This is a genomic window from Rubellimicrobium rubrum (assembly GCF_006152115.1).
GTDB lineage: Bacteria > Pseudomonadota > Alphaproteobacteria > Rhodobacterales > Rhodobacteraceae > Rubellimicrobium > Rubellimicrobium rubrum.
Genome location: NZ_VDFU01000020.1, coordinates 1 through 21,343, shown reverse-complemented (window position 1 = coordinate 21,343; position 21,343 = coordinate 1). Strand labels below are relative to the sequence as shown.

Sequence of the window (21,343 nt, the reverse complement as noted above, 5' to 3'; positions counted from 1 at the left end):
TTCGAACCGGTCGTTTCCGCGCCCTTGCCCCGCCCCTTGAGGGGTCTTGTGGCGGTGGGCCGTCCGGTCCGGGCATCGCCGGATGGTCAGACCCTTCCCATGTTCCGTTCCCAAGTCAAGCAACCTGACATGCTAGTATGAAAGGGTCGATGGACAGGCTCGGCTGGCTTCGATACGACTTTGGGAAAAGGACACCGAGGAGGGGTGATGGCCGACGTCGCGATCCGTGACCTGCGCAAGACCTACGGGGGGCTCGAGGTCATCCATGGCGTCGATCTCGACATTCCGGACGGGCAGTTCGTGGTGCTTGTGGGCCCGTCGGGCTGCGGCAAGTCCACCCTCCTGCGGATGATCGCGGGGCTCGAGGGGATCACCTCGGGCCAGATCCGGATCGGCGACAGGGTCGTGAACAACCTGCCGCCTTCCGAACGGGACATCGCCATGGTGTTCCAGAACTATGCCCTCTACCCCCACAAGACCGTGGCCGCGAACATGGGCTTCGCGCTGAAGATGGCGCGGATGCCCAAGGAGGAGATCGCGCAGCGGGTCGGCCGCGCGGCCGACATCCTCGGGCTGGTGCCCTATCTGAACCGATACCCGCGCGCGCTGTCGGGCGGACAGCGGCAGCGGGTCGCTATGGGCCGGGCCATCGTGCGCGATCCCAAGGTCTTTCTGTTCGACGAGCCGTTGTCCAACCTCGACGCCAAGCTGCGCGTCCAGATGCGGACCGAGATCCGGGCCCTGCACCTGCGCCTCAAGACCACCACCGTCTATGTCACGCATGACCAGATCGAGGCCATGACCATGGCCGACCGGATCGTAGTCATGCGCGACGGGCATATCGTGCAGGCGGGCGCTCCGCTCGACCTGTACGACCGTCCGGTGAACACCTTCGTCGCGGGCTTCATCGGATCGCCTGCCATGAACCTGATCGAAGGCGTGGGGCAGGGCGGTTTCGTGGACATTGGCGGGATGCGGATGCCCGCCCCGGCTGCTGAGGGGCGCAAGATCATCTACGGCATCCGGCCCGAGCATTTCGAACTCGGCGGCAGCATCGAACGGCCCGGCGTCGAGGCGATGATCAAGGTCGTGGAGCCCACGGGCTCAGAAACCCACCTCGTGGCGGACCTGGGGGGCAACGAAGTCGTTGCCGTGTCGCGCGACCGGCTGGGCGTGAAGCCCGGCGACCGCATTCGCTTGCAGGCAAACCCGAACCGCGCGCATCTGTTCGATGCCGGAACGGGCGAGCGCATCAACTAAGGGGACGACATGCTCAAGGGGATCGATAACCGGCTCAACGCCGACGTGCTTTATGCGCTTCGCGCCATGGGACACGGGGATCTGCTGGTCATCTGCGACACCAACTTTCCGGCCGACAGCATCGCCCGCGAGACGGTGCTGGGCGAACTTCTGCACATGGAAAACCTTCGCGCGGCCGAGGCCATCGAGGCCATCCTTTCCGTCCTGCCTCTCGACACCTTCGTGGACGATTTCGCGGGCCGGATGGAGGTGGTGGGCGAGCCCTCCACTATTCCACCGGTCCAGATGGAGGTCCAGAACGCCATCGATGCCGCCGACGGCCGCAAGGAGCGGATGGTGAGCATCGAGCGCTTCGCGTTCTACGACAAGGCGCGGACCGCCTATGCAGTGATCCAGACCGGCGAGCGCCGCTTCTACGGATGCTTCATGCTCCGCAAGGGCGTGATCCCCCCGGAGAACTGATCCGATGCTGGGCCCCATCGTAATTCTTGGCGTCTTCGTCGCCGACACCGCATACCGCGCGGCCCGCCAGCCGCGGCTGGGCGAAACCGTCATGGGCGATTCTTTTGCGCTCGGACCCGGTGGAAAAGGGTCGAACCAGGCCGTCGCGGCCGCCAAGGCAGGGGGCAAGGTCCATTTCCTGTCCCGGCTGGCCAGGGACGCGTTCGGCGACCTCGCGCTCAGAACCTGGTCCGAGGCAGGCGTGACCCCCGAGGTGGCCTTCAGCGAGCAAGGCTATACCGGAGCCGCCTATATCTTTCTGGAAGCCGGAACCGGCAACAACGCCATCATCGTGTCGCCCGGCGTGGCAGGCGACATCTCCGAAGAGGACATCGACGCTCGGGCGGACCTTATCCGCCGGGCGTCCGTGTTCGTCACCCAGTTGGAGCAGCCTCTTCCGGCCGCGATCCGGGGCCTCCAACTGGCCAAGGAAGCCGGGGTCGTCACCATCCTGAACCCGGCCCCTGCTGCGCCCTTGCCGGACGGCATGCTCGCATTGTGCGATTGGGTCACTCCCAACGAGAGCGAGGCCGAGGCGCTGACCGGGCTCCTTGTCCATGACCCTATCACAGCCGAAGCGGCGGGACGGATGCTGATCCTCATGGGAGCGGGGGGCGCGGTCGTGACGCTGGGAGCCCAAGGCGCCGTGCTCGTGCCGGGCGATGGAGCCGCCCTGCACCTGCCCGCGATCCACGTCGGGCCGGTCGTGGAAACGACAGGCGCGGGCGACGCCTTCAACGGTGGTTTCGCGGTGGCTCTGTCGGAAGGACGCTCGCCAGCCGATGCGGTGAGGTTCGGCATCGCTACGGCAGGGATCTCGGTCACCCGGCCGGGGACGGCTCCAGCCATGCCCATGCGGGCCGAGATCGAGGCGCTTCTCTCCCGGCCGTCCTGACGCGGGAGCATCCCTCCTGCGGAGTGCGCCCTTGCGTCGGCCCGCTCCGGTGCCGCACATGGCGCATACGCTCCACACGCATGCCGGGTGACCGATGGATGAAGGCCACAGCCTGATCACCCTGCTTGTCACGGGGTTCGTTCTGGCCTTCGTACTGGGACTCGTGGCCAACCGCCTCCGGCTCGCCCCGCTTGTGGGCTACATTCTCGCCGGGGTCGTCGTCGGGCCATTCACGCCGGGCTTCGTGGCCGACGTCCATCTCGCGCCCCAACTGGCCGAGATCGGCGTGATCCTCCTGATGTTCGGCGTCGGGCTGCACTTTTCGCCCAAGGACCTTCTGGCCGTCCGCACCGTCGCCCTGCCCGGAGCGATCAGCCAGATCGCGGCGGCGACGGGGCTCGGCTGGCTTTTGGGCCTGGGCTTCGGGCTGGATCACGCAGAGGCCCTGCTGATGGGGTTCTCGGTATCGGTCGCATCGACGGTAGTGCTCATCCGGGCGCTCGACGAACGCCAGCAGGTCCGAAGCCCGACCGGCCGCTTGGCCGTAGGCTGGCTGATCGTCGAGGATCTGGTGATGGTCCTGGCGCTGGTCCTCCTCCCCATCGTCGCCGCGGCCGAGGGGGACGGGGGCTTGGCCGGCCTCTTGGTGCCGGCCGGGGCGGTGCTGCTCAAGGTGGCGGCGTTCGTGCTGCTGATGGCCGTGGTAGGCACACGGGTTCTGCCCGGGGCGCTGATCCTCATCGCGCACGAACGCTCGCGCGAGTTGTTCACGCTGGGCGTCCTCGCGATCGCCATGGGCATCGCGTGGCTGGCCTACGCCGTGTTCGCCGCCTCCTTCGCATTGGGCGCTTTCGTGGCGGGGCTGGTCCTTGCGGCCTCGCCCCTGGGCCACAGCGCGGCCGAACGATCCTTGCCGCTTCGGGATGCGTTCTCCGTCCTGTTCTTCGTGTCGGTGGGGATGCTGTTCGATCCGGGCATCCTGATCGAGAGGCCGGTCGCCGTGATCTGTCTTCTGGGCATAGTAGTCTTCGGCAAGGCGGTCGCCGCGCTGCTCATCACCTGGGCCTTCCGGCAGGACTGGCGCACGGGCCTTATCGTGGCGGCAAGCCTCGCCCAAGCAGGGGAGTTCACCTTCATCCTGGCGGGACTGGGCACCAGCCTGGGCGTTCTGTCGACCGGCACGCATGATCTTGTGCTCGCGGCCGCCCTCCTGTCGATCGCTATCAATCCATTCATGTTCAAGCTGGCCGACCGGTTGACGCCGGCAGCCATCGCATCCGCATGACCTGCGATCTTTGCGAACTATTCTCAATCCACTTGAATTGTTGCGACTAAGTCTCAATATCATGGCAGGATAGTATGAGGTGACAGGATGCCGCCCGCCCCGTTGCGTCGCAGGTCCGTGCTCATGGGCCTCGCGACCGTTCCTCTCGCGCCTCGCCTGGCCCATGCGCAGGCCGTGCGGGATGTCGTGGCGACGACCGGGATGATTGCCGACACCACGCGGGTCCTTGGCGCCGAGAGCGTTGCCGTCCGGGCCTTGATGGGGCCGGGGGTCGATCCGCATTCCTATCGGCAGACCCGGTCGGACATCGTGGCCTTGATCAACGCCGACCTGACCCTCTGGCACGGCCTGTTCCTCGAGGCTCAGATGGAGGACTTCTTCGGCGATCTGGCCTCCCGAAAGCCGGTGGTTGCCGTGGCGGACTCGCTGCCTCACGACCGGCTCCTTGGGCACGACCAGTATCCCGACCGGTTCGATCCCCATGTGTGGATGGACCCGAGCCTTTGGTCCATCGTGTCCGACACCATCGCGGAGGCCCTGCTGGCCAACGGGGCCGGCGCCGCCGTCGAGGCTGCCCTTGGCCCCTGGCAGTTGGAACTCGCGGCACTTGGCGCCTATGCGCAAGAGGTGCTCGCCACCGTCCCGGCAGAGCAAAGGGTGCTCGTGACCGCCCACGATGCCTTCAAGTATTTCGGCCGCGCCTTCGACTTCGAGGTTCAAGGTATCCAGGGCATCTCCACCGAAAGCGAGGCCGGAGTGGCCCGCATCGAGGCGCTCGTGAACCTGTTGGTGGAACGGCGAATCCGGGCGGTCTTCGTCGAAAGCTCCGTGTCCGACCGCGGACTGCGCGCCCTGCTCGAAGGTGCCGCCGCCCGAGGGCACGAGGTGGTCATCGGCGGTCAGCTCTTCTCGGACGCGATGGGGGAGGCCGGAACTTACGAGGGCACCTATCTCGGGATGATCGACCATAACGTGACGCTTGTCGCCCGCGCCCTAGGCGGCACTGCGCCACAGGGCGGGCGGATCGGGCAACTCGGAGCACAGTCATGAACGCCGTCGGCCGCTTTCCCGAATCCTTGCCCGCCCTGGCGGACAGCCCCTTGGCCGTGCGCGGGCTCTCCGCAAGCTATGGCGGCAAGCCGGCCGTCATCGACGCGGACGTCACGATCGTGCCCGGCACGCTCTCGGCCATCGTAGGGCCGAACGGCGCTGGCAAGTCCACCCTGATGAAGGCGGTGCTGGGCCTGGTCCCCAGGCAGACCGGTGACGTGACCGTCTTCGGCCAGCCGCTGACGCGGATGCGGCACCGCCTGGCCTATGTGCCGCAGCGGGCCTCCGTGGACTGGGATTTTCCTGTGCGCGTGCTGGATGTGGCGATGATGGGCCTGCATCGCGAACTGGGACTGCTGGGCCGCGTGAGGCCGCACCACCGCGCCCGTGCCGAAGCCGCGCTCGATCGCACCGGGACGCTCGACCTCGCGCGGCGCCAGATCGGGCAACTCTCCGGCGGCCAGCAGCAACGGGTGTTCCTGGCCCGCGCGTTGGCGCAGGGGGCCGACCTGTTCCTATTGGACGAGCCTTTCGCCGGTGTGGATGCGGCCACCGAAGCCACGATCATGAGCGTTCTCAAGTCGCTTCGGGACGAAGGAAAGTCCGTGGTCTGCGTTCACCACGATCTGTCCACGGTGGCCGACTACTTCGACCGGCTCCTGCTTCTGAACCGCCGCGTGCTGGCCGAGGGGCCGGTGGACCTCGTCCTCACCGACCGGAATCTCCAGGCAACCTACGGCGGCCGCCTGTCGGTGGCGCAACTTGCCGCCATCCGATGAGCGCCTTCCTCGACGCGCTGCTCCTGCGGACCGGCTATAACGCCGCGCTCGTGTCGGTCGGGGCCATGCTCCTTGGTCTCGCAGCCGGGGCCGCGGGCACCTTCATGGTGTTGCGCAAGCGGGCCCTGGTGGCTGATGCGATGGCCCATGCGACTCTGCCGGGCGTCGCCCTGGCTTTCCTGGCGATGGTAGGGCTCGGCGGGGAAGGGCGGGCGCTCTGGGGGCTGATGGTCGGGGCGGCGGGAACGGCGCTGCTCGGGCTTCTGGCCGTGGACCGGCTCACTGCTCGCACGCGCCTGCCCGAGGATGCAGCCATCGGCGCTGTCCTGTCGGTGACGTTCGGGGCGGGGGTCGTGCTTCTGACGGTGATCCAAACCATGTCCGCCGGCCAGCAGGCGGGGCTCGAGGGTTTCCTGCTTGGCTCCACCGCCGGGATGCTCCGGGCGGATGCGCTGACCATTGCAGCCGGAGGGCTGGTCGCCGGGGCCGTGATCTGGGTCCTGCGCCGGCCCATGACCATCGTCGCCTTCGATGAAGGCTTCGCGACGGCCACCGGCATCGATGTCGTTCGCGTGGACCGCATCGGAATGATTCTGGTGCTGTTCGTGACCGTCGCCGGGCTCAGGATCGTGGGGATCGTCCTGGTCGTGGCTCTCCTGATCATTCCGGCGGTCGCCGCGCGCTTCTGGACGGACCGGACGAGCGTTATGTTCTGGGTCGCGGCGCTGATTGGGGGATTGTCGGGCTGGCTCGGGACGGCCCTGTCGGCCGCAGCGCCCGGCCTGCCGGCCGGGCCGCTCGTGGTGTTGGTGGCGGCGACCATTTTCGCCCTGTCCCTCTTTCTGGCGCCCCGACGCGGAGTCGTGGCTCGCGCAGTTGCCGCCCGCTCCTCATCCGGTCGGCTCGATCCCTCCGAGGCAGCGCGGTGGATTGCCCTCCGACACATGGAGCCGACCTCGCCCCTCATAGACGAAGATGACGGCCGCACGCCGCTGTCCGCGCTTTTGCCGCCCGACCGGCTGGCTGCACTGGATCGGGGACCAGTCTGATGGGGCCAGGCTGATGGGAACCGAGTTTGTCCAGCTTTCGCTTTCTCCGATCCTGATCGGAATCTGCGCCGCGGTCGCCTGCGCGCTGCCGGGGAACTTCCTGCTCCTTCGCAGGCAGGCCCTACTGGGCGACGCGGTATCCCATGTCGTCCTGCCCGGGATCGTGGTGGGCTTCCTCCTCACCGGCACCGTGTCTGCCGGCCCGATGATGCTGGGGGCCATGGCCTCCGCTCTCCTCGCCGTCCTTCTCATCGAGACCGTCCGTCGCCTCGGCCGGGTCGAGCCGGGGGCCGCGATGGGAACGGTCTTCACCTCGATGTTCGCGGCCGGCGTGCTCCTCCTCGAGACGACGGGCGCGTCGGGCGTCCACCTCGACGTGGAGCATGCTCTGATGGGCAACCTGGAGTCCCTCATCTGGTTCGACGCGACGGGTTGGGGCTCGTTGCTCGACCCCGCGGCGCTTGCGGCGCTGCCGCCCGAACTGTTTCGAATGGCGCTAGCCATGACGGCCGCCATCCTGTTCCTTGCCGTCCTGCGTCGTCCCTTGGTCGCCTCGACCTTCGACGAGGGGTTTGCCCGCGCGACCGGGCAGCGGCCGTCATTGTTGAGTCTGGGGCTCGTGGCTCTCTCGGCCGCCTCGGCCGTCACCGCCTTCCAGGCCGTGGGTGCGATCATCGTCATCGCGATGTTCGTCGTCCCGCCAGCCACCGCGCGCCTCTTGACCGACCGTCTCTGGACGCAGGTTGGCCTCAGTGCGGTGATCGCCGCGCTGGCGGCCATTCTGGGTTATGTTCTGGCGGGCTACGGCCCGTTGTGGCTGGGCGGGCAGCACTCGGTCAGCGCCGCGGGCATGATCGCGGTGGTCTCGGGCCTGGGTCTCCTCCTCGCCGCCGCCTTTGGTCCGCGCCGCCATCGCCGCGAGGCTTTGCCAGAGGCGTGACGCGTTCCGCTTGGCCTTGGGCGTCCGAGGACTTAAGTGCTGACAGCAGCAACCAGGGCAGGGCCATGCCGGACGGGACCATCCTCATCGCCGGGACAACGCTGGACGGGCTGATCGCCTGCCCCGAATGCGATGCGCTTTACCGTGCGGCCGAGGTGCCGCCAGGGCAGCGCGCGGCCTGTGCACGCTGCCATACCGTGCTGATCTCGCCTCGCCGCCACGCAGGGATGGCGATCATCGCCTTGGCCTTGACGGCGGTGGTCCTGGTGATCGGCGCGCTCTGGTTCCCGTTCCTGCGGATCGAGGCGCGCGGCCTTTGGCAGGAGGCGACGCTGTGGAACGTCGCCACAAGCTTTGTCGGAGGGCCGTTGGTCGTCGTCTCGCTGGCCGTGACGGTGGCCATCGTGGTCCTGCCGCTGCTCCGGGCGATGCTCACGCTCTACACGCTTGTGCCCATCGTCTTCGACCGCCCGCCGCGTCCCCTGGCCGGCCGCGCCTTCCGGCTGGCCGAGGCCATGCGTCCCTGGTCCATGGCCGAGATCTTTGCCATCGGCTGTGCCGTGAGCCTCGTGAAGATTGCCGATCTCGCGCAGGTGACCCTGGGTGCGGCGTTCTGGATGTTCGCCGGGCTCGTGGTCGTCACGGTCGCGCAGGACCAACTCGTTGACCGGTGGTCGGTGTGGCGATCCATCAGCCCGAACTAACCCGTCTCACCGCTCGCGATGCGGGTCTTGTGGCCTGCCGCCGCTGCGCCCGAGTCTGGACCATGGGAACGCCGCGCTGCGGGCGCTGCGGCAGTCGTCTGGTGTCCCGCGATCCCAAGAGCATCAGCCGGGTCTGGGCGTGGTGGGCCCTGGGCGTCATGGCCTACATTCCCGCGAATGTCTGGCCCATGCTCAACACCCGCACGCTCTTCACCGTGCAGGAAAGCACGATCATCGGCGGCGCGGTGGAGCTGCTGCTCGACGGCAATGTGGGCATCTCCATCATCATCCTGGTGGCGAGCGTCGGCATCCCCATCGCCAAGTTCGTCTGCATCGCGTTTCTGGCGATGTCGGTCCGCGGTGGTTCGCGGACATCGCCGGAATTGCGGATGCGGCTTTACGAGATCGTCGAATACATCGGGCGCTGGTCCATGATCGACGTGTTCGTGGTTGCGATCCTCGCGTCGCTGGTGCAACTCAACGTGGTGGCCAACATAGACCCTGGCTCCGCCTCTCTCGCCTTCGCGCTTTCGGTGATCTTCACGATGCTCTCGGCCCAGGCTTTCGACCCCCGCATGATCTGGGACGGCATTGAGGCCGAAGCCCGCACGCACGCATGACCGATCAGGCTCCCCCGATCCCCGTGACCTCCACCCGGAGAAGCCTTTGGGAACGCGTGTCGGTCATCTGGCTGGTTCCGCTTGCCGCCCTTGCCATTGCGGTGGGGGTGGCGTGGCAGAACTTCGTCGACCAGGGTCCCCTCATCCAGATCGAGTTCGACGACGCCGCCGGCGTGGTCGCCCGCGAGACCGAGCTACGGTTCCGCAACGTGACCGTCGGCCTCGTGGAGCGGGTGCAGTTCACCACCGACCTGGACCGGGTGCTCGTGTCCGTGCGCATCGACCCCGACGTGGCGCCGTATGTCGACGAGAACGCGCAGTTCTGGGTCGTGCGGCCCGAGATCACGACCCAGCGGATCACCGGGCTCGAGACGGTCTTGTCGGGCGTCTTCATCGAAGGCCGTTGGGACAACCAGCGCGGCCAGCCGCAGGAGCGCTACCAGGGGCAGAGCAACCCGCCGCTCTTGGCCGCGGGGCAGGAAGGGCTTGAATTCACGCTCCGTTCCACCGACGGGACGCTGACCTCCGCGTCGCCTCTCATCTACAAAGGCGTGACCGTGGGGCAGGTGGGTGATCCCGTCGTCGGAGAGGACGGAATCTCCGTCACCGCGCCCGCGGTGATCTTCGAGCCCTACGACCGCCTCGTGACCGAGGCCACGGTGTTCTGGGATGCCTCGGGTTTCTCGCTGTCGGTGGGTTCAGCCGGGGCCGAGGTGGACTTCGACAGCCTGTCGTCCCTGATCGTCGGCGGGCTTGCCTTCGACACCTTCGTGTCCGGGGCCCTGCCGGCCAAAGATGGCGACGTGTTCGAGGCCTTCCTGTACGAGTCCTATGCCCGTGATTCGATCTACACCGACCCGAACTCTCCGGTGCTCGAGTTGCTGGTTGTTTTCTCGGGGAACATCGCAGGCCTGACGGTTGGCGCTCCCGTGGAGCTCGACGGCTTCCGGATCGGGGAAGTGACGGACGTGGACGGCCTCCTCGACCCCGAGCGGTTCGGCGACGATGAGGTGCATCTCCAGGCGGTCGTCGCCATCCAGCCGGCCCGCCTCGGCCTTGAGGGCGAGGAAGGGCGGAACGAGGTGCTGGGCGCGCTCCAGCAGCGGGTCACCGAAGGGTTGCGCGCGCAGCTCGCGACCGCAAGCCTGCTTGGTGGCCTCAAGGTCCAGCTCGTCACCGTGGCGGACGCTCCGCCGGCCGAGATCGACATCGCGGCCTTGCCCTATCCGCAGGTGCCGTCCATCGAGGCCGACATCTCGGACGTTGCCGGCCAGGCGCAGGACGTCCTGACCCGCGTGGCGAACCTGCCCATTGAGCAGCTGCTCGACTCGGCCATAGGCTTCCTCGACAACGCCTCTCTTCTCGTAGGTTCGCCCGAGACGCAGGCCGTCCCCGGGCAAGTCGGTGCGCTGCTGGGCGATCTGCGCAACGTGACCAACTCGCCCGAAGTCCAGGAGTTGCCAGAGCAGCTGGGGGAGACGCTGGGCGAGATCAACACCGCGGTCACGGAGCTGAGCACGCTCCTGACAAGCCTGCGCGAGCAGAACGTCACGAACCGCGTCCTGGCTGCCGTCGACTCGGCCAACCTGGCTCTTCAGCGCGTCAGCGAGGCGACGGAGGGCGTGCCCCAACTCGTGACGCGGCTCGAAGCCGTGGCCGCCAAGGCCGAGAACCTGCCGGTCGAGGAACTGCTGGCCGAGGTCACCGGCCTCTCGACGGACGCTCGGGCGCTGCTGGCGCAGCCCGGCCTCCAGAGCCTGCCCACCCAGCTTGGCACCCTGACCGAGGAGGCCGGAGCCACCCTGTCCCAGGCGCGCGCGATCCTTGCCGATCTTGACGAAGGGGAACTCGGGCTTCGGCTGTCTTCGGCGATCACGGCCGCCGAAGGGGCCGCACGCTCCATCCAGACCTCCGCCGAGGGGCTGCCGCAAATCGTCGAACGGATCGACGCTCTTGTAGCCAAGGCGAACGACCTGCCGGTCGAGGCGCTCGTGGCCGAGTTGACGACGCTGGCGGACAGCGCCAACACCCTGGTCTCATCTGACAGCACCCAGGCGCTTCCCGCCGATCTCTCGGCCGCCCTGTCGGAAGTCGAGGCCATCCTCCGCGAGGTACGCGAAGGCGGGGTTGTGACCAACGCCAACGCCACCCTCGAAGCAGCCCGCCGCGCCGCCGACAGCCTTCCCGCTCTTGTCGAACGGGCAAGCGGGTTGCTCGATCAAGCCGCCGTGACGCTCCAGGGCTTCGACCAGTCGTCAGGCATCGTGCGCGAGGCCCAGGCTGCCATCCGCGATGTGGCGGAAGCGGCCGGTGCCATCGCCGACCTCGCGCAAGCAATCGAACGCGACCCCAACTCCCTCATCTTCGGAGACTGACATGACGCTCCGTCCCTTGGTCCTGGTGACCTTCGCTCTCCTGGCGGCCTGCGGTCCGCGGCCCTTGCGCTTCACCGTGCCGCTTGCTGTCCCGCAGGAGCGGATCGGTATCGCCTTTTCCACTGTGGAACTGCTGGACGTCTCCCTCCCGGAATATGCCGAGGGCGCCGAGATCTTCGTTCAGGTGCCCGGAAACGCGCTGACCCAGGTGGCTCGCGCCCAGTGGGCTGACGATCCGGCGCGCGCCGTGACGCTGGACCTCGCCCGTGCGCTGGGCGCGGTGACCGGGGCCCGCGTGGCACCCGAGCCCTGGCCCTTCGAGGAGCCAGCCGAGGCTCAGGTCGATGTGCGCGTGGCCGAGATCGTGGCCGACGCGTCGGGCGTCTTCCTCATGCGCGGGCAGTTCTTCGTGGCCTCGCAGGACGGCTCGGGGCGCGACCGTGCGCGGGAGTTCCGGGTCAGCATCCCTCTGCCGCCCGAGGCCGGACCGGCCGCCATCGCCGCCGCGCGCGGACAGGCGACCCTGGCACTCGCGCAGGAGATCGCGGCCAACGGCCTGCGCTGATCGGGAAAAGCGTCGTGGGGAACTCAGGTTGGACAAGGATGGTGCCATGACACACGCATTCCCGCCGCGCCTGCTTCCGGTCTTGCCGGTGACCGGCTCGGATCTGGTCTACCCCGTCGCCCGCATCTTCTGCGTGGGTCGCAACTACGAGGCCCATGCGGCCGAGATGGGCAACCAAGTGGACCGCGAGGCGCCGTTCTGGTTCACCAAGTCCGCCTTCGCGCTGATCCCCTCGGACGGCATCCTGCCCTATCCTCCGGGCACGCAGGACCTGCATCACGAAGTCGAGCTCGTGCTCGCTCTGGGTGAGGGGGGCGACGTATGGGGTTTCGGCGTGGGCCTCGACATGACCCGGCGCGACCTGCAGGCCAAGGCCAAGGCCGCGGGAAAGCCTTGGGACACCGCCAAGGATTTCGAGGGCTCGGCCATCGTGGGGCCGCTCGTGCGGGGACGACCCGACCCCCAGGCGGTGCTGGCCCTGACGGTGAACGGAGTGACGCGGCAAGAGGCTCCTCTGTCCCAGATGGTGCATGGCATCGATGCCCTGCTCGGCCATGTTCGGGGCCTCTACAGCCCAGGGCCTGGCGACCTGATCATGACCGGCACGCCCGCCGGGGTCGGCCCGGTGGTGCCCGGTGACCGTCTGGAGGGCATGCTGGACGGCGTGCCCCCCGTGACGCTGCGGATCGCCTAGCCGTTCGACCCGAGCCAGTCGCGAAGTTTCGCTACGACCTCGGTCTCGGCGCCCACCACGTAGCTGTCGGACGGATAGCGCCGCCATGCACGTCATCGGCAAAGGCGCGCATGGCTTCGATCCGCATGGTTTGCAGCCGTTCCTGCTCCGAGCGGAAGTCGGCACAAACCTTGGCATGACGCGGCACCTTGCCTGCTGTCTGCCCCAGCACGTCGTCCGTGAACAGGTATTGCGCGTGCCCCTTGGCTCCCCCGCACATCGAGATCATGAACAGGCTCGTCCGTTCCGCGATGGCTTCGGTGATCTGCTGGGGCACCACTTCGATCTCCTTGGCGAACGCCCCTGCGTCCTCGTGGACCTTGCACTGCTCCGAGAGCAGCTTGGCGCTGTCGAGCGTCTTGCCCAAGGCCTTGAAGCCGCCCGTCTAGGTCCGCTTGGACGGCACGAGGCCGACATGCCCGCAGACCGCGATGTCGTTCTCGCTGAGCGCCCGCACAGTCCTGAGCGACCCCGAACAGTAGACTGCGTCCGCGCCGTCGCGGTAAAGCGGGAACGCCCATCGCAGCAAATCTGAGGTGTCCCCGATCTTGTAGAAATTGTCCCCCGGAATAGCGAAAGTCTTGGGCGCCACTTCGCTGAAACGCCGGTCCATGATCATCGATGGCGGTACAGATAGCAGTTCCACGCCTGCCTTCTCCGCCGCCTCGGCCTCGTCCATCGTTTCCACGCGCAGCATGACGAACTTGTGCCGCCCTCTCGCGGCGCACAGGTCCGCGACTGTCCAGCGCTGCGATGGCCCCATCAATCCACCTGCACGAGCACGCGCCCGCCCTCGGCGCGGGCGGGATAGGTCCGCAGGTTCACGCAGACGGGTGCACGCTTGGCCTGCCCGGTGCGATAGTCGAACTGCCCGTTGTGCTTGGGGCACTCGATCACGTAATCCATCACCAACCCGCCCGCGAGGTGGACGTTCTCGTGAGTGCATAGACCGTCCGTGCAGAAGAACTCGCCGTCGGGGCTTTGGTACAGGGCATAGGTCTTGCCGCCGTGATCCCAGCGCATCACGTCCTCGTCGTCGGTCGCGTACGCGTCGATCTACTGTGGCATCTCTGATCCCTTTCTTGGTGGGCGTCTCTTGGTTCGGCCAGGCGCGGGACCCGGCCGGCGTTGTGTTCCAGTGCGGGGCAGGCGACCGTGCCGTCCGTCATTCCGCGGCGACCGCGCCACCGAGCGCACTGACGTGGAAATCCTGGCGGTAGGGTTTGACCGTCGCCGGCAGCTCGCGCTTGATGAAATGGTCCTCGTAGCGAAGTTGCCCCTTCAGGGCCGGCCACACCTCGCGGAACGCCTCGGCGATGGACCGGTTCGGCGCGGGCATGTCGTGCTTGATGATCTCGTGGAGCCGGGGCAGGGCGTGATAAGGCACCATGGGAAACATGTGATGCTCCACGTGGTAGTTCATGTTCCAGTAGATGAACCGACTGATCGGGTTCATGTACACGGACCGCGAGTTCAGCCGATGGTCGATGACGTTATCCGCCAGCCCGCCGTGCTGCAGCAACCCCGTCATGACGTGATGCCAGGCGCCATAAAAGCGGGGCAGGCCCACAACGAGGAGCGGCAGGATCGAACCGGTCGCCAGCGCGAGCGCGATGGTCCCAGCCTATAGGACGACCCAGATGTGGGCGACTCGGACGACCTTGGGCTTCTCGGATTCGGGGATGTAGGTGGCCTCCTCGGGATGGAGGCGGCCGGTCGCGTTCAGCAGCATGCGGCCCCAGCCGTTCCAGGCATCGAGGAGGCCGAAGAAACTCGCCACCAGCTTGGCCATCTCGGGCGGGCGCATGATCGCGATCTCGGGGTCACGCCCGACGATGTAGGTGTCGGTGTGGTGACTCGCATGGGACGAACGCCAGGAATGCGGGTTCCGCACGATCATGAAGCAGGCGATCTGGTACACCCACTCGTTCATCCAGGGGGTCTTGAAGGCCGTCCCGTGCTGCGTCTCGTGCCAGCGCAAATCCGACGCCGACCCTTAAAGGACGCCATAGGCCAGCCAGAACGGCACGGACGGCCAGGGGTGCCCGTCCACCCAAAGCGCGATGGCAACTCCGGCCAGAGCGATCATGCTGCCCAGCCAAATCGCCGTGTCCCGAAGGGCTGGGCCGTCCCTGCGCTGCATCAGCTCCTTCATGGCCTTGCGCGGAACCTCGGTGTGGTACCGCTCCGCAGCGGCTAATCCGCTTTCGACTGCCCGCTGCCCATCGGGTCCGAGCAGACTGTAGTTCCGCTTCGCCATGCCTCTCCTCCTTCTGCCCACGGCTGCCCACCGATCCAGTGCGGTTGCTTTGCCGGACGATTCGGGGCTCTCCAACGATCCTGCTCGACAATTCGTCAGCGGACCTCGCAGATTCGATGCTAGGATGAGGTAAACACATCAGGGGGCCCAGTTCATGGCGCGTCGCCCGACAATACAGGATGTGGCCAAGGCCGCCGGAGTCAGCCAGGCGACCGTTGACCGCGTTCTCAATGGCCGCGAGCAGGTGCGGGAGGAAACGGCTCGTCGCGTCTACGATGCCGCGCGCCGGATCGGCTACCACGCAGCGCCCCTTAACGCTCAAAGGTTGCAGGCCGACCTTCCCGTGCTGCGGATGGGGGTGGTTCTGCACAAGGAACGTGAGGTCTTTTATCAGAACCTCGCTGCAGAGCTGGAGGCCGCAGCGGCCCGCGCGACGGGCCTCCGGGTCAAGCCTGTCATCGAGTTCGCTACTTCACAGTCGCCGGCCGACTTCGTCGCGCTGATGCAAGGAATGAGAGGACGGGCCGATGTCATTGCGGCGAGTGCCGTCACGCATCCGGATGTCACGGACGTCGTGGCGACTCTCAAGGCCGAGGGCATTCCGACCTTCGCACTTCTTAACGACTTCGCACCGGGAGTGCGGCAGAACTACCTTGGGCTGAACAACCTCAAGGTCGGCCGGATCGCGGCATCGCTGATAGGGATGGCTGCGCGCGGGCCGGGCAAGGTCGCGGTCTTCGTCGGCGGGCACCGCTGGCATGGGCACGAACTGCGCGAGGCTGGTTTCCGAAGCTGGTTCCGGGAATACGCCCCCCGGTTTCAGATTCTCGATACATTGGCGAACCTTGAGACCCGTCAGCTCACCTATGAGGCCACGCTCGACCTGCTTGCCCGCCACCCGGAGTTGCGGGGGATCTACGTGGCGGGCGGCAGGATGGAGGGCACCATCGCCGCCGTGCGGGAAGTTCGCAAGCCAAGCGAGGTTTGCCTTGTTGTGAACGAACTCACGCCCCAATCCCGAGGTGGATTGGTTGACGGGTTCGTAACAATGGTTATCGCCACGCCGCTTCCCCAGCTCTGCGACGATCTGGTTCGTCTCATGGCAGAAGCGGCAAAGGCCGGACCCTCGGAGGTGGCGGGGCAGCACTTCCTCCGACCGGAGTTGATCCTGCCCGAGTCTGTTTGATGGGATCATGTCATGAGCCTGAGGGCCAACATAGCAGGGATGTCGCATTCGACCGCGCTCCGAGTTGGCGGTCCGCATCATTCGGCTTCAGGGGACCCTTGGACCGACGCCGGAAAAGGGGCGCCGATCAACGGTGCCGCCGCGCGGGAGCGTGATCGGAATGCCTGATTTCGCTATTAACCACATGACGCTGGCACGGATGCCCTATCTGGGCCTTCTGGATACGGCCAAGGCCCTGGGCTGCATCGGGGTGGAGGTCCGCAACGACCTTCCCGGCCCCCTGTTCGACGGCCTCGCACCCGAAGCGGCGGGCGACCTTGCCAAGGAGAAGGGCCTCCGCATCCTGGCCCTGGCCGAGGTCAAGCGCTTCAACGACTGGGGCCCTGAGCGGCGGGCCGAAGCGGAAGCGTTGATGCGTGCCGCGCGTGCCTGCGGGGCCGAGGCCGTGGCCCTCATCCCGCGCAACGACAATGGCGGGATGGGCAACGGCGAAAGGCAGGCCAACCTGCGTCTCGCGCTGCTCGAACTCAAGCCCATGCTCGAGGATCACGACCTGATCGGGCTGGTGGAGCCGCTGGGCTTTCCGATCTGCGCGCTGCGGCACAAGGCCGAGGCCGTTGAGGCGATCGAGGCGCTGGACGCCACCGGGCGCTTCCGGCTGGTGCACGACACCTTCCACCACCACCTGGCCGGGGGTGGTCCGCTCTGGCCCGCCCATACGGGCGTCGTGCATGTCTTTGGCGTGGTCGAGCCCGGCCTTGCCGTGGAGGATATGGCCGACCGGCATCGGGTCCTGGTGGACGGCGCGGACCGGCTCGGCAACCTCGATCAACTGGCGGCGCTTCAGGCTGCGGGCTGGCGGGGACCCGTCAGCTTCGAGTGCTTCGCCCCCGAGGTCCATGCTGCGGCCGACCCGGTCGGCGCACTGCGCCGCTCCATGGACATCATCGCCGCCCGGCTCTCCGCCCAAGCGGCCTGAGCCGGGCCGCACGCATTGAGGTCCCCGCCCAGGGGACCTTCCGGCCCACATACGACAGGCGGCGTAGCCGGGCGCCGCATTTGGAGGTCCAGCAGTGAATAAGAAGATCCTCTTGGCCGCGGGAGTCGTCGGCGTGACCGCGGGATTCGTCGGCGTCATGTCCTCGGCCGGCGGCACCAAGACCGTCGGCGTCTCGATGTCCGCGTTCGACGACAACTTCCTGACCGTGCTGCGCAACGGCATGGTCGAGCATGCCGAAACGCTGGACGGTGTGGACCTCCAGATCGAAGACGCCGAGGATGACGTCGGCAAGCAGCTCAACCAGATCGAGAACTTCATCGCAGCTGGCGTGGATGCCATCGTCGTCAACGCCGTGGATACCTCGGCCACCCAGGCCATCTCCGACGCCGCTGCCGCCGCTGGCATTCCGCTCGTCTACGTCAACCGCCAGCCCATCAACATCGACACGCTGCCCGACAACCAGGCTTTCGTCGCCTCCGACGAGACCGAAGCCGGCACGCTGCAGGCCACCGAGGTCTGCCGCTTGTTGAAGGAGAACGGCGCGCCGCAAGCCAACCTGCTGGTCCTGCAGGGCGAGCTGTCGAACCAGGGCGCCGTGGTGCGGACCCAGATGATCCATGACACCGCCGCCACCCCCGACTGTTCGTTCATGAAGATCGTCGAGGAGCAGACGGGTAACTGGCAGCGTCAGCAGGGCGCCGACCTCATGGCGAACTGGATCACGGCGGGCGTGGAGTATGACGCCGTAGTCGCCAACAACGACGAGATGGCGATCGGCGCGATCCAAGCTCTCAAGTCGGCGGGCATCGCGATGGACTCCGTCGTCGTCGCCGGCATCGACGCCACCCAGGACGCGCTTGCGGCCATGCAGGCCGGCGACCTCGACGTGACGGTGTTCCAGGACGCAGCGGGGCAGGGCCGGGGGGCTGTCAACGCTGCGCTCGCGCTGGCCGGCGGGGAAGCGGTCGAGCAGAAGGTCTACATCCCCTTCCAGCTCGTCACGCCCGAGAACCTGCAGGATTACATGACGGCGAACTGAGGCCGTTCTCCAAGCCCGGGCCCCCGAGGGCGCCCGGAGAAGTGGGGCGGCCCCTAGGTCGCCCCGCCGCACAACCCCAAACCGGCAGGAGCAGATCCCCATGGCCGAACTCGCAATCAATCCCGGCCGAGCCGCCGCGCCGCAGCGGCGCCGCAACTGGCCCATGGAACTCAACGCACTTCTGGGCCTCGTCGCCATCGCCCTGATCTTCGAGATCGCCGGGTGGATGGTCCGTGGCGACAGCTTTCTCTTCAACTGGTCCCGCCTGTCGATCATGATCCTGCAGGTGTCCGTCATTGGGATCATCGCCGTGGGCGTGACCCAGGTGATCATCACGGGCGGTATCGACCTGTCCTCGGGCTCCATCGTCGGAGCCACCGCGATCATCGCCATGAGCTTTGCCCAGATGGGCACCCGGAACGGCCAGGACTTCACCGACGCGGTGTTCTGGAACCAGGGCTGGGTCGACCTGCCGGTTTTCATGCCGATCATCGTCGGCCTGTTTCTCGGCCTGCTCGCCGGCCTCATCAACGGCGCCGTGATCGCCTACACCAAGATCCCGCCGTTCATCGCGACGCTCGGCATGATGGTGACGGCCCGGGGGGTGGCCAAATGGTGGACCGAAGGGCAGGCGGTGTCGAACCCGACCGCCGATTTCGCGGCCATCGGCGCGGGCATGATGCCGGTCATTATCTTCGCCGGCATCGCCATCCTGTTCCAGCTGGTGCTGACCTACACGCTTTATGGTCGCCATACCTATGCGATCGGCTCGAACGCGGCGGCCGCCCGCATGGCCGGCATCAACGTGGAACGTCACCTCGTCACGGTTTATGCCATAGCGGGCATGCTGTCCGCCGTCGCCGGCCTCGTGGCCGGATCGCGGGCCCTGACCGCTCAGGCGGGCATGGGCGTCATGTACGAACTCGACGCCATCGCCATGGCGGTGATCGGGGGCGTGTCGCTGATCGGCGGCCGGGGCTCCATCATCGGAACCTTCATCGGCATGCTGATCTTTGGCGTGATCATCTCGGGCTTCACCTTCCTGCGCGTGGATGCCTACTATCAGGAGATGATCAAGGGTTTCATCATCGTGGCCGCCGTCGTGGCCGACATCTACCGGCAGAAGCGCCGCGGCATTGTGGACTGAGGAAACCAACATGGTCAAAACCGTTCTCAAGACCGAAGGTCTCACAAAGCACTACGGTGGCATCCAGGCCCTCGTGGACGCGGATTTCGAGGTCAAGGAAGGCGAGCACGTCGCCATCGTGGGCGACAACGGCGCCGGCAAGTCGACCTTCGTCCGCCAGATCACGGGCGTGGAGCAGCGCACCGCTGGCCGCATCTGGTTCGACGGCAACGAGGTGACCTTCGCGGGGCCGCTCGACGCCCGCGAGGCCGGGATGGAATGCGTGTTCCAAAACCTCGCGCTGGCCGATGACCTCGACGTACCCGCGAACCTGTTCCTGGGCCGCGAGAAGATTCTGCTCAACCTCGGGCCGTTCTCGATCCTGGACCGGCGCGGCATGCGCAAGGCGACCGAGGACGGGCTCAAGGCGACCGGAGTCCGCATCCCGCGGCTCGACTACGCCATCCGCCGCATGTCCGGCGGGCAGCGGCAGGGGGTGGCCATCGCCCGTTCGGCGACCTTCGCGTCCAAGATGATCATCATGGACGAACCCACGGCCGCCCTTGGTGTCCAGGAAACCGCGCAAGTCGAGAACATCATCCGCACGCTCAAGGCACGCGGGATCGCGCTCGTCCTCATCAGCCACAACCTGCGGCAGGTCTTCGACCTCGTGGACCGGATCGTGGTCTTCCGCCGGGGGCATATCGTCGCCAACCTCCGCAAGGACGAGACCGACGGCAACGACATCGTGGCCTACATCACGGGCGTAAAGACGCAGAACGTAGCCGCCGCCCTGATGTGACCCCTCGCCTGGGCCGTCATGGGCCCTGGCCTGCAAGAAGCGTTGGCCCCCGCGCAAGCGGGGGTCGATCATTAACAAGGATCTATCATGACAGTGAAATTCGGGCTTCTGGGCGCGGGCCGTATCGGCAAGGTGCATGCGCGGGCCATCCGCTCCGACGCCAATGCCGAGCTCGTGGCCGTGGCGGATGCCATCCCCGCCGCCGCCGAATCGCTGGCCCGCGACTATGGTTGCGACATCCGGACCATCGACCAGATCGAGCAGTCCTCCGACATCGACGCCGTGGTCATCTGCACCCCAACCGACACCCATGCCGACCTGATCGAGCGCTTCGCCCGCGCCGGCAAGGCCGTGTTCTGCGAAAAGCCGGTCGATCTGTCCGTGCAGCGCGTGCAGGACTGCCTGAAGGTCGTCAAGGACACGGGCGCGACCCTGATGGTGGGCTTCAATCGCCGGTTCGACCCTGACTTCATGGCCGTGAAAGCCGCCATCGACGAAGGCCATATCGGCGACGTGGAGATGGTCACCATCTCCTCCCGCGACCCCGGCGCGCCCCCGGCCGACTACATCAAGCGCTCGGGCGGCATCTTCCGCGACATGACGATCCACGACTTCGACATGGCCCGCTGGCTCCTGGGCGAGGAGCCCGAGACCGTCGTCGCGCAGGCCTCCGTCCTCACCGACCCGGAAATCGGCACCTTGGGCGACTTCGACTCCGTCAACGTCATCCTGCGCACCGCCTCGGGCCGTCAGGCCGTCATCACCAACTCGCGCCGTGCCACCTACGGCTACGACCAGCGCATCGAGGTTTTGGGGTCCAAGGGCGCGGTGTCGGCCGAGAACATGCGCGAGGCCAACATCGAGGTCGCGACCGAACAGGGCTTCACGCGTCCGCCCCTTCTCAATTTCTTCATGACCCGGTACATCGCGGCCTATGCCAACGAGATCGCGGGCTTCATCCGGGCCGTGAACTCCAAGGGCGTGACGCCAACGACCGGAGAGGACGGGCTCCAGGCGCTTGCCCTCGCGGACGCGGCGCTGAAGTCGGTTCAGGAAGGCCGCGCCGTCAAGGTTTCCGAGATCCTCGGTTGAAGGAGACGACCCCATGACCAAGCCGCTTGACGTCATCACCATTGGCCGGTCTTCGGTGGACCTGTACGGCGCCCAGGTGGGC

General features: G+C 67.0%; 22 protein-coding genes and 2 pseudogenes. 19 read left to right on the top strand and 5 right to left on the bottom strand.

Features of this window, described 5'->3' with window-relative positions; translation table 11 throughout:
• The first annotated feature begins 207 nt into the window (after positions 1-207).
• From FHG66_RS15205 to FHG66_RS15145, 13 genes are all read left to right on the top strand, one after another.
• The gene (locus FHG66_RS15205) at positions 208-1,260 is read left to right on the top strand and encodes an ABC transporter ATP-binding protein (RefSeq protein WP_139077915.1); all 1,053 of its coding nucleotides are present in this window, start codon (positions 208-210) and stop codon (positions 1,258-1,260) included.
• 9 nt (positions 1,261-1,269) lie between these two features.
• Complete coding sequence (locus FHG66_RS15200) at positions 1,270-1,722, top strand: RbsD/FucU family protein (protein WP_139077914.1); 453 nt, start codon at positions 1,270-1,272, stop codon at positions 1,720-1,722.
• Positions 1,723-1,726: 4 nt separating this feature from the next.
• A complete protein-coding gene (locus tag FHG66_RS15195) occupies positions 1,727-2,656 on the top strand; it encodes a ribokinase (RefSeq protein WP_139077913.1) in 930 nt (309 codons plus the stop codon).
• Positions 2,657-2,750: 94 nt separating this feature from the next.
• Positions 2,751-3,941, top strand: a complete 1,191-nt coding sequence (locus tag FHG66_RS15190) for a cation:proton antiporter domain-containing protein (protein ID WP_139077912.1) — start codon at positions 2,751-2,753, stop codon at positions 3,939-3,941.
• An 87-nt stretch (positions 3,942-4,028) separates the two neighbouring features.
• Positions 4,029-4,991: a metal ABC transporter solute-binding protein, Zn/Mn family gene (locus FHG66_RS15185; protein ID WP_139077911.1), complete on the top strand. Its 963-nt coding sequence runs from the start codon at positions 4,029-4,031 to the stop codon at positions 4,989-4,991.
• The gene (locus tag FHG66_RS15180) at positions 4,988-5,770 is read left to right on the top strand and encodes a metal ABC transporter ATP-binding protein (protein ID WP_139077910.1); all 783 of its coding nucleotides are present in this window, start codon (positions 4,988-4,990) and stop codon (positions 5,768-5,770) included. The genes FHG66_RS15185 and FHG66_RS15180 overlap by 4 nt, the downstream gene beginning before the upstream one ends.
• Positions 5,767-6,819 carry a metal ABC transporter permease gene (locus tag FHG66_RS15175; RefSeq protein ID WP_139077909.1) on the top strand — a complete coding sequence of 351 codons (1,053 nt, stop codon included), beginning with the start codon at positions 5,767-5,769 and terminating at the stop codon, positions 6,817-6,819. Before FHG66_RS15180 ends, FHG66_RS15175 begins: the two co-directional genes overlap by 4 nt.
• 13 nt (positions 6,820-6,832) lie before the next feature.
• Complete coding sequence (locus FHG66_RS15170; RefSeq protein WP_176556272.1) at positions 6,833-7,759, top strand: metal ABC transporter permease; 927 nt, start codon at positions 6,833-6,835, stop codon at positions 7,757-7,759.
• Between the two features lie 65 nt (positions 7,760-7,824).
• A complete protein-coding gene (locus FHG66_RS15165; RefSeq protein WP_139077908.1) occupies positions 7,825-8,463 on the top strand; it encodes a paraquat-inducible protein A in 639 nt (212 codons plus the stop codon).
• Positions 8,445-9,083, top strand: a complete 639-nt coding sequence (locus FHG66_RS15160; protein ID WP_425471746.1) for a paraquat-inducible protein A — start codon at positions 8,445-8,447, stop codon at positions 9,081-9,083. Before FHG66_RS15165 ends, FHG66_RS15160 begins: the two co-directional genes overlap by 19 nt.
• On the top strand, positions 9,080-11,458 hold the full coding sequence (locus FHG66_RS15155) for an MlaD family protein (RefSeq protein ID WP_139077907.1): 2,379 nt from the start codon (positions 9,080-9,082) through the stop codon (positions 11,456-11,458). The genes FHG66_RS15160 and FHG66_RS15155 overlap by 4 nt, the downstream gene beginning before the upstream one ends.
• A 1-nt stretch (position 11,459) precedes the next feature.
• On the top strand, positions 11,460-12,023 hold the full coding sequence (locus tag FHG66_RS15150) for a PqiC family protein (protein WP_139077906.1): 564 nt from the start codon (positions 11,460-11,462) through the stop codon (positions 12,021-12,023).
• A gap of 46 nt (positions 12,024-12,069) precedes the next feature.
• Positions 12,070-12,717, top strand: a complete 648-nt coding sequence (locus FHG66_RS15145; RefSeq protein ID WP_139077905.1) for a fumarylacetoacetate hydrolase family protein — start codon at positions 12,070-12,072, stop codon at positions 12,715-12,717.
• Between the two features lie 31 nt (positions 12,718-12,748).
• On the opposite strand, the pseudogene FHG66_RS21925 reads toward FHG66_RS15145, so the two are convergent.
• The 5 genes and pseudogenes from FHG66_RS21925 to FHG66_RS22335 all read right to left on the bottom strand — a co-directional run.
• Positions 12,749-13,126 (bottom strand): annotated as a pseudogene (locus tag FHG66_RS21925) (3-methyl-2-oxobutanoate hydroxymethyltransferase); the annotation flags it as partial.
• Between the two features lie 15 nt (positions 13,127-13,141).
• Positions 13,142-13,519 carry a hypothetical protein gene (locus FHG66_RS21920; RefSeq protein ID WP_218013863.1) on the bottom strand — a complete coding sequence of 126 codons (378 nt, stop codon included), beginning with the start codon at positions 13,517-13,519 and terminating at the stop codon, positions 13,142-13,144.
• Positions 13,519-13,812, bottom strand: a complete 294-nt coding sequence (locus tag FHG66_RS15135) for a MocE family 2Fe-2S type ferredoxin (protein ID WP_281282946.1) — start codon at positions 13,810-13,812, stop codon at positions 13,519-13,521. Before FHG66_RS15135 ends, FHG66_RS21920 begins: the two co-directional genes overlap by 1 nt.
• 109 nt (positions 13,813-13,921) lie before the next feature.
• Positions 13,922-14,737, bottom strand: a pseudogene (locus FHG66_RS22765) (fatty acid desaturase).
• A 15-nt stretch (positions 14,738-14,752) separates the two neighbouring features.
• Positions 14,753-15,016, bottom strand: a complete 264-nt coding sequence (locus FHG66_RS22335) for a hypothetical protein (RefSeq protein ID WP_246082629.1) — start codon at positions 15,014-15,016, stop codon at positions 14,753-14,755.
• A gap of 154 nt (positions 15,017-15,170) precedes the next feature.
• Here FHG66_RS22335 and FHG66_RS15125 point away from each other — a divergent pair, with 154 nt between their 5' ends.
• The 6 genes from FHG66_RS15125 to iolG all read left to right on the top strand — a co-directional run bounded on the left by FHG66_RS15125 (position 15,171) and on the right by iolG (position 21,261).
• The gene (locus tag FHG66_RS15125; protein WP_139077903.1) at positions 15,171-16,202 is read left to right on the top strand and encodes a LacI family DNA-binding transcriptional regulator; all 1,032 of its coding nucleotides are present in this window, start codon (positions 15,171-15,173) and stop codon (positions 16,200-16,202) included.
• A 160-nt stretch (positions 16,203-16,362) separates the two neighbouring features.
• Positions 16,363-17,181 (top strand): TIM barrel protein, encoded by an 819-nt coding sequence (locus FHG66_RS15120; RefSeq protein WP_246082628.1) that lies wholly within the window; start codon positions 16,363-16,365, stop codon positions 17,179-17,181.
• Positions 17,182-17,338: 157 nt separating this feature from the next.
• A complete protein-coding gene (locus tag FHG66_RS15115) occupies positions 17,339-18,241 on the top strand; it encodes a sugar ABC transporter substrate-binding protein (protein ID WP_139077961.1) in 903 nt (300 codons plus the stop codon).
• A gap of 100 nt (positions 18,242-18,341) precedes the next feature.
• Positions 18,342-19,388, top strand: a complete 1,047-nt coding sequence (locus tag FHG66_RS15110) for an ABC transporter permease (protein WP_139077902.1) — start codon at positions 18,342-18,344, stop codon at positions 19,386-19,388.
• Between the two features lie 10 nt (positions 19,389-19,398).
• Positions 19,399-20,169, top strand: a complete 771-nt coding sequence (locus FHG66_RS15105) for an ATP-binding cassette domain-containing protein (protein WP_139077901.1) — start codon at positions 19,399-19,401, stop codon at positions 20,167-20,169.
• Between the two features lie 87 nt (positions 20,170-20,256).
• Entirely contained in the window at positions 20,257-21,261 is a 1,005-nt protein-coding gene (gene iolG / locus FHG66_RS15100; RefSeq protein ID WP_139077900.1) for an inositol 2-dehydrogenase, read from the top strand.
• Positions 21,262-21,343 lie beyond the last annotated feature (82 nt).